Source organism: Wolbachia endosymbiont of Nasonia vitripennis, assembly GCF_048054115.1.
GTDB lineage: Bacteria > Pseudomonadota > Alphaproteobacteria > Rickettsiales > Anaplasmataceae > Wolbachia.
Genome location: NZ_JAFEVF010000006.1, coordinates 24,580 through 36,830, shown reverse-complemented (window position 1 = coordinate 36,830; position 12,251 = coordinate 24,580). Strand labels below are relative to the sequence as shown.

Below are 12,251 nucleotides of genomic sequence, written 5' to 3'. Positions count from 1 at the left end.
AACATCAAGTAATGTCATAAGAATTGGCTCCATGATAAAACCGATTTAAACATTTGGAACATTTTCCCAACTTTACCATAAATAACTCAATAAACAACGGTTCCTTTGCAGAAGCTATATAGCCAAGTCCATGTATACCTGGTAACATCAGGAGAATTACTCTAAGATCATTTGTATTAATGAAAATTAGCATGCAAATTAGAACGTTTAATATTGCAAACATATAACTCACACCAAAGAGCATTGCAGGTCTTGTAAGACCTTTAAATAATTGATTCGTTTGTATGCTGCCAGTAGACATATCTTTAACCTTCTAATAAGAGCTCTAACACTAATACTACATCATTAATTAAAAATCTATTGAAATGAATAGCACTTTAGGTAAGATAATTAATTTAAATTCAATGATTATAAGCTGGCCATTTCAAGAAGCAGAAAAAATACTACAAGAATTCCCTAATAAAAAAGAGATAATATTTGAGACTGGTTATGGTCCCTCGGGTTTACCACATATTGGTACTTTTGGGGAAGTTTTTCGTACCACAGTTATTGCAAACGCTCTAAAAAAAATAGCTCCTAGTATAAAAACCAAAATCATTGCAGTTTCCGACGATATGGATGGTTTGCGAAAAATACCAGATAATGTACCAAATCAGGAAATGCTAAGAGAGAATCTGAACAAGCCATTAACCATGATACCTGACCCATTTGGCACTCATGAGAGTTATGGTCATCACATGAATTCGTTGTTGTGTAAATTTCTTGATTTGTTTGGATTTGAATACGAATTTAGGAGTGCAACAGAGTGTTATAAATCTGGCGTTTACGATGAAAAACTTTTACTCCTGCTGAAAAATTATGATAAAGTGATGGAAGTAATGCTTCCATCATTTCGGGAAGAAAGGCAGCAGACTTACAGTCCATTCTTGCCGATATGCCCAAAAACTTCCCAAGTTTTACAAGTTCCAGTAATTGAAACAAATACAGATAAAGGAACAATCACGTATGAAGACCCAAACGGGGAAAAAATAGAAGTTCCAGTGACAAAAGGAAAATGTAAACTGCAATGGAAACCTGATTGGGGGATGAGGTGGGCTGCATTCGGAGTTAATTACGAAGCTCATGGAAAGGATTTGACTCCATCTGCTGTGCTTTCAAGTCAAATATGTAAAATACTTGGAGAAAAGCCACCGCTTTTGTTTTGCTATGAGTTATTTCTTGATAAAGAAGGAAAGAAGATATCAAAATCAAAAGGAAATGGTATTTCAATTGAGGAGTGGCTAACTTATGCACCCACAGAGAGTTTAGCGTTATACATCTTTCAGAGTCCTAAAAAAGCTAAACGTTTATATTTTGATGTGATACCAAAATCAACTGATGAATATTTAGAGTTTGCTAAGCGTTACAATGAGAGTGAAGAAAAGGATGTAAATAGCCCTGTATGGCACATCCACCAGGGTAAAGTTCCAAACGTAGAAACTTCAGGCATAAATTTTTCGTTACTTTTAAACCTGGCAGCAGCTTGTAATGCTGAAAACAAAGAGATTCTTTGGGGTTTTATATCAACTTATGCACCAAACGTTACACCAGAAAGCAACAAAATGCTAGATAGGCTTTCGGATTTTGCAGTTAGGTATTATCACGACTTTATCAAGCCAACAAAAGCGTATAAAGCTTCAAACGAAAAAGAGAAAGAAGCGTTGCTAGATTTAAAGAATAACCTACATTCCCTGCCTATTACGGCCACTGCTGAAGAGATTCAATCTCAGGTTTTCTCCATCGGAAAAAAACATAATTACAATAACTTACGCGATTGGTTTCAGTTTTTGTATGAAACATTACTTGGACAAAAAACCGGTCCTAGAATGGGATCTTTTATCAAGCTTTATGGGATAGATAATATAATCTCTCTTATAGAAAGTGCTACTGAACGTACACTTTAGAGTTTACCTTCTTCCATTTGAGCCCTCTAGTTTTATTACTTGACAAACCTTCCCACTTTCCTTATTATACTGATAAAGGTATTTATCCTTGTTTTTGGGCTCAACGACAAAATTCAGTAAAAAACTCAGATATTTATTGGCAAATTACATAAAATTATAGTGGCTTTTTTTTATTTTTTCTACATTCAGCCAAATCGCGCTTGTTAGCACATTATCAATTTACATTATTAAAACTCGCTATACGGGAATTCTTTTGTCTTTTTTTATTTAGTAAATTTCTTAACATTTACAACTAAAGTAATTTTAGAGAGCCAGCGCGTGACCAACCTGGTCAGTTTTCTGAATCCCAGTACTGGGATGACAAGAAAAGAGCTGACTTGAATGACACCAAATGGACACTGAGACAGAGGCTACTTGAATAATATTTTACCATGTCATTCCAGCACTTGATGCTGGAATCCAGAAGTTTTTTTGAGCACAAAAGTTATGCTAAGTTTTTCTTGGTAAGAAACCAGTGTCAGCTACTTGAATGAAACTATTTTGGATGAAAATCAGTGTCAGCTACTTGAAAAGGAAGAAGAGACTTCTTCCTTCTACTTAACTACACTGTTACACTTGACTTTGAAGAAATTTCTGATTGTAAATCAACTTCATTTAGCTTCTTACCAGGACTTGACGTTGCTTGTGCAATAGCCTCCTTTAACTCATCACAAGGCTTCAACACTTCATATATAATGCCACCAGCAACAAGTCCTGTGAGTACAGCAGCAGCCACAGCTATCCCAGCCATAGCACCTACTGATAATGACACACCAATAAAATATGCAGAAGTAACTATTATCGCAGCTACAACAGATGCAATAACAAATATACCAACACCCGAGATTATTGCTAGCATAATTGCTTCTTCAGTAAGTGCTTTATCTAGAGTTTTGTTATCACGATTACTTAATAAAGGATCAGCACCTGCTTTTAATAGAGCTCTTACTATCTTTTTATGATGTCCCCAAGCAGCAACGTACAAAGGAGTGGATCCACATGTATCTGGCAAATCAATATTTTTAGGCCCCTTAGCTAATATAGCCTCTACTATCTCTATTTTGCCTTTCTCAGCAGCAAGATGTAAAGGAGTGCTTTCACTTTTATCTCGCAAATTAACATCTATACCTTCTACTGCTAATAGAGCGTTTACTATATTTTCGTTACCTTTTCTAATAGCCAAATGTAAAGGAGTGCTTTCACTTTTATCTCGCAAATTAACATCAGCCCCCTTATTTAATAGAGCTTTTACTATATTTTCGTCACCTTTTTCAATAGCCAAATGTAAAGGGGTTTTGTCAGATAGATCTTGCAAATTAACATCTATACCTTTTACTGCTAATAGAGCTTTTACTATATTTTCGTCACCTTTTTCAATAGCCAAATGTAAAAGGGTTTTGTCAGATAGATCTTGCAAATTAACATTTATTCCGTCTACTGCTAATAGAGCTTTTACTACATTTTCTTGATTATATATAAATGCTACATGTAATAATGTTAATTCTTTTTTGTTATAATAATCATTATTACTAAATTCATAATTTATATCAAATTTTTTCTTCTCCCATTCTTCATAAGTAGATGAGCCTATTTTTTTTATTTGCTCTTTTATTTTTTCAACTATGTTATTACCATTCAAATCATTTTCACGATTTACTATACTTAATATCTGTTTCAACAATGCTAAATACATATCAAACTCTCCTATAAAAATAATAATATACTTTAATTATTATATACTTAAGTAATAAAGTCAAGAATTTTATTAACTATCATAAACACTCAAGCAAGAAAAAGGGGCTTTTGTGCGAGCGTTATTAATCTTCAGTTTAATAGGATAAGATTCGTCAACGTTTCTGTAAGTATCTTCTATATAGAAGAGTTGCTACCAATAAAGCCTAAGCTGACCAAATACATTTCTGTAGATTCAGATCTACTTGACTTTGGTTTGAAGTATCTTACTGTTTTAAACATTTTTTTTAGCTCATTGCAGAAATCTTTATCAGACTCTCCTTGAAAAATTTTTACTACAAATTTGCCATCATGATTCAAAAAATGCTTTGCAAAATTGAGCGCTGCTTCGCATAAAAGCATAATTCTGATATGATCTAACGATTTTAAACCGCAAGATTCTGGTGCCATATCAGATAAAATTACATCAAATTTGTGATCCTTGAATTTTTCTCTTAAAATTTCAAGTTCGCTGATAATATCACACCGTATACACTCTACTCCACTAATTGCGTTTATTGGTTTTATGTCAACAGCAATCACACTCGCTCCTTTCTTAGATGCAACTTGTGACCATCCACCAGGAAAAGCGCCAAGATCAATAATTTTTTGCCCTTGTTGGAGTAGTTTAAATTTATCGTCTATTTCTATTAACTTATATGCCGAGCGCGATCTATAACCGTCCTTATTGGTTTTTTGCACATACTGATCATTCAAATGGCGATGTAGCCATCTTGTTGAAGATAACTTTCTACCTCTAGCTGTTTTTACTCTGGTCTTTATACTAATAACCTACTTATTATTGATTATATCTTTGAGCTCTTTTTCAACTACTTCTTTTACCAATGCATGTAGATACTTATTCAGCCACTCTGAAAGCTGAGGTTTTAAAAGAGATACAACTAATTCTTCAACAGTAAGATCCGCTCTTTTTTGTTGTTTATGCCGTAGTTCACTTTGCATCTTTTCAAGCAATGTTTTAATTTCCTCCATATTTTCTTTTAAAACTAAATGCTCGTTACTTTGTTCTTGATAGCTCACTTTGTTATTACTCATTTGGATATTATCATACAAATTTTTCTCTTCTGAGTTGTAACTATTAAATTGGTTATTCATTTTCTCACTTTGACAATCATTCTCTTCTTCACTATTTTCTTTTTCTTCGATGTCTTCTGGGTACTCCTCTTCAAGGCATAGTACATCATCATCTTCATCGATTACTTCTGCTTTATCAACACTTGCATTTTTACCCGATATAGCTTTTTTTATATCTTCTAGGATATCTTTTACAGATTGATTATCGCTCATACCATTAAATTTAAAGGTTTATACTATTTATCATAAAAAGCAAGTTGTAAACACTAATTACATAATTGCTTTTTGCTCCAACCAGATCGGAGCGTGCTTTAAATAATGCATCTTCAGTGTCCAAAAGGTTAGATGTACTCTTTAAACTTAAGTTTACCTCTTGCTTAACTCCTTCCAATGCTAAAGCTGCTGCTTTTTCCGCTTCTTGACTTGCTTTAATAATAGCTTTTGCTGTCAGCACGTTATTCCAAGCATTTACAACTGCTTCTTCTATATTTTTTACCGTTTCATAATAATCGTAGGTAGATTTTTTTGCATCCATTTTAGCTTTACTGACACCAAAAGCATTCGCTCCTTTTTTAAAGATTGGAACATCAAGAGTAAAAACTATATGAACATTTTCTAATAGCTTGTCTAATTTTACACCATCTTTCCCAAAATTTTTGTTTGCTCTTAGATTTAAAGAAGGAAGCCACTTGGAGCTTTCAGCGATCACTTCCATTCCAGCAGCTCTTTTTTGATAAACTGCTGCTTTTAGAGATAAATTATTGGTTTTTGCTAATTGTAAACATTCATTTAGCTCTGGAACAGAAGGTAATTTATCATTAGCTTCAGAAAGTTCATCAGCATCTTCGCCAATCAAATGATAATAAGCAATATTTGCCAATTTTAATTTACCTTCAGCATCAACTCTTTCGGATATAGAAGACGAAAATTTTGCTTTTGCTAGCAAAACTTCAGCATTAGTAACTTCTCCAAGGGAAAAGCGTTTTTTCATAGCTGACAAATGTTCCAAAGAAACGCGTTCTCTATGTTCTCTGAGCTTTAATATTTCTGTCTTTTGTAAAACACTAACATATGCTTTCACAGCATTAAGTGCAAGCTCTTGTTTTGACTGCTGAAATTGCATTTTTGCTGCTTTGAGAAGATTACTTGATCGACTGAATGTAGCAAAGGTGCCACCACCATCTATTATTCTTTGACTTAATATTAGATCCTTTCCAGAGTTTTCCAGGCTAAAACTACTATCGAAATTATATTGTAAATTAATGTCAGGTAAAAATCCAGCTAACCCAGAAGATTTATAATATTTTTCTGCGCTTTTATATTGGTAAAATTGAGACTTTATTTTTGAGCTATTTTTGATAGCTTTGCTTATAGCCTCTTCCAAATCGATTGCATAGCAATCTATAGCACTAAAAGCGATTACAAATATAATAATCAATCGAAACATTTTGCTTTCTAGCATATTATTAAAGTTATTAGCATAAATTACTTTAATAATCAATAACTAATGTTGTTGACACTATCAAGCAACTTAGTATATCATAATCTACTGTTATGTATTGATATATGAAAACTTTTTTCTTAAAAGAGAAACAAGTCGATAAAAAATGGCTTGTTATAGATGCAGAAGGATTAGTAGTAGGAAGGCTTGCAGCGTTTGTAGCAGCGCTATTGCGTGGAAAGCATAAGCCTGAATACACACCTCATATGGATTGTGGAGATAATGTAATTATTGTTAATGCAGAAAAGGTACATTTTACCGGAAAGAAACTTAAAGATAAAATCTACTATAGGCATACAGGTTATTCTGGTGGTTTAAAGAAAACTACTCCAGATAATATTTTAAATGGCAAATTCCCTGAGCGTGTGATAAAAATGGCAGTAAAAAGAATGCTTGATGATGGTCCTATGGCACGTAGACGGTTTGAAAATTTGTATGTTTATTCTGGTTCAGAACATAAGCATCAAGGACAGCAACCTGAAAAAATAGATTTTGCCTCTTTAAATCGTAAAAATAAGAAATAATGGAGCAAAAAGTGAAAATAAATAATAATGATCAGCCAAAAAAGGCAATGATTGACTCACTTGGTCGTTCATATGCCACAGGTCGAAGGAAAGAATCTGTAGCAAGAGTATGGATAAAGCCAGGAAGTGGAAAATTTAGTGTTAATAAAAAAGATGATTTAATTTCTTATTTTAAAAGAGAATCAGTGTGTCAAATGATTAAAGCGCCATTCATAGTAACTTCTATGTTAGATAGGTATGATGTGTTTGCAACTGTAAAAGGTGGAGGACTATCTGGCCAAGCAGGTGCCTTAGCTCATGGAATAAGCAGAGCTTTAAGTAGTATAAGTCAAGATCTACACTCTATATTACGTAAGGGTGGATTCCTAACTAGAGATTCACGTGTTGTTGAGCGTAAGAAATATGGTCAACATAAAGCTCGGAAAAAATGTCAGTTTTCTAAGAGATAATTGTTTCATAATGGTATTTTTTTGTAAATATTATACAAGTTCTTACAAGGGTTTATGACATTTTCTCTTTTTATGACGAATTTAGTTGACTATTGGCATTAGCATAATATGCTGTTTATGTAATTTTTCAATATTAAGGTAATTTATGAGTAAAGAAGATATAGTAAACCAACTGAGTCAAGAGTGCTCTAGTCAAGGTATAGATATAACAAAAGCTAGTTTGGGTAAGCTTCATGATATTTTTATGGAAACAATCAAGAACGATCTAAATCGTAAAGGTGAAATACGTTTGCATGGAATAGGGACATTCTCTACTGCTATAAGTAAGGAAAGACAATGCCGTAATCCTCAAAATGGTGAGATTATGACCGTTCCTGAAAAGAAAAGAGTAAGGTTTAAAGCAAGTCAAGCTCTTTCAAGTATTTTAAATACCAAAGAGAAAGTATAAGCTACTTAGATATTGTCATTTTCATCTTTTTAGTTACACTATGTAAGCCATGAAATATAGCCTCGCTGATTAAAGAATGGCCTATATTAAGAGCTGAGATGTGAGGTATCTCTTTTATTCTTTTAGCATGTTTATAGTTTATGCCATGCCCTGCGTGGCATTCTATTCCTAGCTTATTAATGTATTCTGCAGAGTTAGTAATAAGTTTTAATTTTTCTTCTGATGGATTATCACAGTAATCCCCTGTGTGAATTTCTATTATGTCAGGCTTTCTTTCTAGCTTCTCAAGATATTTTAGTTGATTAATATTTGGATCGATAAACAGTGAGACTTTTATGTCAAAGCTATGCATTTCCTCTATTATACCAGAAAGTTTACTGTGCATATTCACGATATTCAGGCCACCTTCGGTTGTTAATTCTTCTCTTTTTTCTGGTACTATACAAATCGAATAGGGTTTTACTTCTTTTGCTATTTTGAGCATTTCTTCCGTAGCTGCGATTTCAAGATTTAACTCAGTGCTAATGTTTTGTTTTAGATTGAATACATCCTCATCTCTGATATGCCTTCTGTCTTCTCGTAAGTGTACGGTGATAAAATCTGCTCCAGCATCAATAGCTATTTTTGCTGCTTTTAATGGATCTGGATAAGAAGCTCCACGTGCGTTGCGAAGGGTTGCAACGTGATCAATATTAACGCCCAATTTCACAATTTACCTCAAAAATTATTTATAAATTATACATATTATTAGATCTTATGCATGTCATTGTTTAATGCCATAGCTGAAAGACGGAGCTAGCAGTTATACCAATTCTCATTGTTGGCAAGTCAAATAAGAAACATTCAAAATTGTTTGATTGTGGAAGTGGAAAGAGAAGTAATAAATTTGCATACACTTGCCCTTTTTTACAGTTAATCTAGTTTATAGAACTACTCGTGGTAATCCAAACAAGATTTTTTCTCATAATCAAGTTATAGTAAACGGGGAAAATTTTTCGCATCTAAAAAATTTTAGATTTAGGATTGAAATTAATAAGTGGAGTGATTATGTAATGCATGTATTAGTAAAAGGAGGTACAACATGAGTAATATAGTTCATTTAAATAAAAACAATAATCGTGATAATTTTAGTGTAAGAGGGTTACAAAGAGCCGTTGATGACATATTTGATAGCTTTTTTACAGGATGGAACCCAGAGCTTTCCAAAAGAGGCAGTAGTCTACTACCAGTTTGTGATTTTTATGAAACAAAGGAAAGCTATTGCCTATCATTAGAGTTACCAGGTATTCCTAAAGAAAGCATAGACATTAGTATATCTGGCGATAACTTAATAGTGAAGGGTGAAAAAACATGTGATAATGAATCAAAAGATAAGCAGTTTTACCATAAAGAAAGGTACTATGGTTCTTTCTATAGATCTATTCAACTTCCAACAAATGTAGAGCAAGATAAGGTATCTGCCAACTTTTTAGATGGGGTATTGCATGTAACCATACCTAAATCAGAGAAACACATCAAGAAAATTGATGTAAAGTAATCAGTAAGTAGGTGTTATGAAAATAGCTGACGTTGGCTTCTTTATGACGATGTCATCCGAGTAGCTGACACATAGCTGTACGAATATTCATTTTTGAAGACAGCAAATGGTGTCATGCCAGTGCTTGACACTGGCATCCAGCAAAATTTATCGAAAACAAGACAACATTTTCAATCAAAAAACTGGATCCCAGTGTCTGGGCACTGGGATGACACTCATTTAGTTGTCTTTTCTCGTCTACCTTATTTTACCACTTTGCTGAACAGATATGTAAAATATTAACTTAGCAATACAAAAAATTATCTATAGATTAGACACACCATTAGATCTTATGCATAGTCATTTTTTAATTCCATAGCTGAGACGGAGCCTGCCCCCCTTATCATGAAACTGAAGTCTATATGGTACCACAGGTATAATGATATAATAAAATATGAAAAAAATACCAATAAAAAAAGGCAAAAAAAGCCCGTATTAACTTTAACAATTTAAAATGATTTAATGTGAAAACCATAGGCGCCAATTGTTTTTTTAACTTAAAAATAAAAGTCAAGTATCAGGAATTCTAGACATAAACCCTCCTATATGAATAAAGAGCTAGCAAAAATAAACTTATATATTTTTTGCTGAAATTTGATTATTTGGTGAAAAAACCTGCAGGTGAAGATAGATTTTGGATCCTAAAAAATCTTCATTCTCCACTATAATGAAGCTACTAGAGTCTGTCAAGCAATTTTTTATTTAAATTGCTTGCAATCTTTTTATACACTCATCTTTACCAAGAATTACCATGATATCGATGATTCCAGGCGCATCCATTATTCCAGTTATTGGGGCGCGTAATGAGTGGTATATATCGCTCATTTTTATATTATGTAATTTTGAAAATTCCTTAATCTGAGAAGATAAAAAATTCTTATTCCAATCTTCACTACCTACACTCGAAAGAAATGATGCAAGTAACTTAATTACATTGAGGTTAGATTTGACAATTTGCTGAGCTTCTTCACTAAAATCAACTTGAATATAAAATTTTGCTAAGTCCAATAATTCGGTCAGATAGTTTGCTCTTTTTTTCAGCTCTGTCAGTCCCTGCAGTAAATAGCCCTTTTTTTTGTCAGTTAGAGTATTTTCTCTAAGCATTAGAGTCAGAATATCTTCATTGCTCATATTACTAATATAATGATTATTTAAATGCTCCAGTTTTTTGAAATCGAGCCGTGCAGGTGAACGACCGATGCTTTCTAAATTAAACCACTCTATTGCTTGCTCATCGCTAATAATCTCATCGTTGCCATGACTCCAGCCAAGTCTTAGCAAGTAATTACGCATTGCCTGTGGCAATATTCCCATCTTTTCATAATCGCAAACACTTGTAGCCCCATGTCTTTTAGATAACTTATTCCCGTCTTCTCCATGAATTAGCGGTACATGTGCAAAGCGTGGGACATCAAAATCAAGAGCCTGATATATTAGTAATTGCTTGAAGGTATTAGTGAGATGATCAGAGCCACGTATAATATCGGTTATTCCGGCATCATGGTCATCAACCACTACAGCAAAAATATATGTTGGAGTATTGTCAGAGCGCAAGATTACTATGTCATCAAGCTGATCGCTACTTATTGTAACTTGGCCGTATATTTTATCGTCAACAACAATATCTTCTGAGTCTGGCACTTTGAAACGGACAACAGGGTTTGCGCTTGATGTCGAATGAGTACACTTATGCTTATATATTTTTCCTTCTTCTCTTGCTCTTGCCTTCTTTTCTGCAACTTCATCTTCAGGGCAGTAACAGTGATACGCCCTACCCTTTTCAACTAAAAGATTTGCAACTTCAATATGTCTAGCTATTCTTCTCGATTGGTATATTATTTCTCCATCATAGTTTATTCCAAGCCATTTTAGCCCATCCATTATTGCATCAATTGCTTCTTGTGTTGAACGTTTTCTGTCAGTGTCTTCAATCCTTAGCAAAAACTCCCCACCATGACGCTGCGCATAGAGCCAATTAAATAACGCAGTACGAGCTCCTCCAATATGTAAAAATCCTGTTGGTGATGGAGCGAATCTAGTGACTATACCTGGCATATTTGTCTATTGTGATAACGTAACCGATGATAACTAAAATTTGTACTTGCAACAACGTGGAACTATAGTAAATTTGAAAGATCAATTTACATTTATTTTTAACAAACTGCATTGTATAATTTAATATTAGTGAATGCAGTGAGGTGTATATATGGATAATTTATTTGAAATTGCAAGAGGAGTTGTAACAAAAGAGGATGAAAATAAATTTATTGAAGCTTGCAAGAAAAGAGTTGCTTGTGTAGCTAAGCATAGAATTGATAAAAATGGAAACCCATTTCATATAGCAGCAAGTAAAGGGTTTCTATTATCTGCGTTACAGGGGATCATAAAGTATTTAGAAAAAGATACTGAGAGCAAAGTCAAGAAAGCAAAAGAAGCTAAAGATTGGGAAAAAGTAAAAAGATTAGAAAAGGAATTTAAGAATAACAAGAAATATATTAAGGAAGCACTCCTCGATAAAAGCTATATTAAGGATGACGGGAAGAAGGCAGTATCACCCCTTTATTTCTTGGACCCTGCAGAGCGGAAAGAAGTTAAGCAAATTGCAGATATAAAATGTGGCTTTATATGTAATAAGAAGTTTCATCTATGCTTATATATAGCAGGGGCTATAGTGTGTGCTATCGCTATGTGTGTATCTTTGTATCTTCTATTTTCGGTTTCTCAGTCTCTTGCGTTGGCTTCAATAGCGACAATAGCTTCTGGAGGGTCTTCATATCTGTTATTTAAGGCATGTAACGAGGTATATGGCCTCTATAACGAAAGTACTATAGTGACAGATCCTAATGTTATGCAACTTTTAGAGGGTGGTTTAGCCCCAACATGAAGTACTTGCAAGGAATAATATAGAAATTTACTTTCTTAACTTAAGAAAGTATACTGATAAG

General features: G+C 33.5%; 13 protein-coding genes. 6 read left to right on the top strand and 7 right to left on the bottom strand.

The genetic code is table 11. The features are described 5' to 3' along the window. Positions 1-4: 4 nt before the first annotated feature. The gene (locus tag JR053_RS01815; protein ID WP_006015054.1) at positions 5-301 is read right to left on the bottom strand and encodes a type IV secretion system protein VirB3; all 297 of its coding nucleotides are present in this window, start codon (positions 299-301) and stop codon (positions 5-7) included. A 64-nt stretch (positions 302-365) separates the two neighbouring features. Here JR053_RS01815 and JR053_RS01810 point away from each other — a divergent pair, with 64 nt between their 5' ends. Beyond that, positions 366-1,943 carry a lysine--tRNA ligase gene (locus JR053_RS01810; RefSeq protein ID WP_039833371.1) on the top strand — a complete coding sequence of 526 codons (1,578 nt, stop codon included), beginning with the start codon at positions 366-368 and terminating at the stop codon, positions 1,941-1,943. 601 nt (positions 1,944-2,544) lie between these two features. Here the strand turns inward: JR053_RS01810 and JR053_RS01805 are convergent. From JR053_RS01805 to JR053_RS01790, 4 genes are all read right to left on the bottom strand, one after another. Next, the gene (locus tag JR053_RS01805; protein WP_416603345.1) at positions 2,545-3,675 is read right to left on the bottom strand and encodes an ankyrin repeat domain-containing protein; all 1,131 of its coding nucleotides are present in this window, start codon (positions 3,673-3,675) and stop codon (positions 2,545-2,547) included. A 176-nt stretch (positions 3,676-3,851) separates the two neighbouring features. Continuing rightward, complete coding sequence (locus JR053_RS01800) at positions 3,852-4,430, bottom strand: RlmE family RNA methyltransferase (RefSeq protein ID WP_010402492.1); 579 nt, start codon at positions 4,428-4,430, stop codon at positions 3,852-3,854. A gap of 75 nt (positions 4,431-4,505) precedes the next feature. Then, the gene (locus tag JR053_RS01795) at positions 4,506-5,021 is read right to left on the bottom strand and encodes a PopZ family protein (protein ID WP_010402496.1); all 516 of its coding nucleotides are present in this window, start codon (positions 5,019-5,021) and stop codon (positions 4,506-4,508) included. A gap of 10 nt (positions 5,022-5,031) precedes the next feature. Next, on the bottom strand, positions 5,032-6,255 hold the full coding sequence (locus JR053_RS01790) for a TolC family protein (protein WP_029237613.1): 1,224 nt from the start codon (positions 6,253-6,255) through the stop codon (positions 5,032-5,034). A gap of 119 nt (positions 6,256-6,374) precedes the next feature. On the opposite strand from JR053_RS01790, the gene rplM reads away from it, so the two are divergent. The 3 genes from rplM to JR053_RS01775 all read left to right on the top strand — a co-directional run bounded on the left by rplM (position 6,375) and on the right by JR053_RS01775 (position 7,730). Beyond that, positions 6,375-6,833 carry a 50S ribosomal protein L13 gene (rplM, locus tag JR053_RS01785; RefSeq protein WP_006014941.1) on the top strand — a complete coding sequence of 153 codons (459 nt, stop codon included), beginning with the start codon at positions 6,375-6,377 and terminating at the stop codon, positions 6,831-6,833. Next, positions 6,833-7,282 (top strand): 30S ribosomal protein S9, encoded by a 450-nt coding sequence (rpsI, locus tag JR053_RS01780; RefSeq protein WP_010402504.1) that lies wholly within the window; start codon positions 6,833-6,835, stop codon positions 7,280-7,282. The genes rplM and rpsI overlap by 1 nt, the downstream gene beginning before the upstream one ends. Positions 7,283-7,427: 145 nt before the next feature. Beyond that, positions 7,428-7,730: an HU family DNA-binding protein gene (locus tag JR053_RS01775; protein WP_010402506.1), complete on the top strand. Its 303-nt coding sequence runs from the start codon at positions 7,428-7,430 to the stop codon at positions 7,728-7,730. A 1-nt stretch (position 7,731) separates the two neighbouring features. Here the strand turns inward: JR053_RS01775 and JR053_RS01770 are convergent, their stop codons facing one another. Beyond that, positions 7,732-8,439: a pyridoxine 5'-phosphate synthase gene (locus JR053_RS01770; RefSeq protein ID WP_010402508.1), complete on the bottom strand. Its 708-nt coding sequence runs from the start codon at positions 8,437-8,439 to the stop codon at positions 7,732-7,734. A 372-nt stretch (positions 8,440-8,811) separates the two neighbouring features. On the opposite strand from JR053_RS01770, the gene JR053_RS01765 reads away from it, so the two are divergent. After that, entirely contained in the window at positions 8,812-9,267 is a 456-nt protein-coding gene (locus JR053_RS01765; protein ID WP_226079516.1) for an Hsp20/alpha crystallin family protein, read from the top strand. A 741-nt stretch (positions 9,268-10,008) separates the two neighbouring features. Here the strand turns inward: JR053_RS01765 and gltX are convergent. Then, positions 10,009-11,361 carry a glutamate--tRNA ligase gene (gene gltX, locus JR053_RS01760; protein ID WP_010402532.1) on the bottom strand — a complete coding sequence of 451 codons (1,353 nt, stop codon included), beginning with the start codon at positions 11,359-11,361 and terminating at the stop codon, positions 10,009-10,011. 151 nt (positions 11,362-11,512) lie between these two features. Between gltX and JR053_RS01755 the strand changes: the two genes are divergently transcribed. Continuing rightward, positions 11,513-12,190 (top strand): hypothetical protein, encoded by a 678-nt coding sequence (locus JR053_RS01755; RefSeq protein ID WP_010402534.1) that lies wholly within the window; start codon positions 11,513-11,515, stop codon positions 12,188-12,190. The last annotated feature ends 61 nt before the right edge of the window (positions 12,191-12,251 follow it).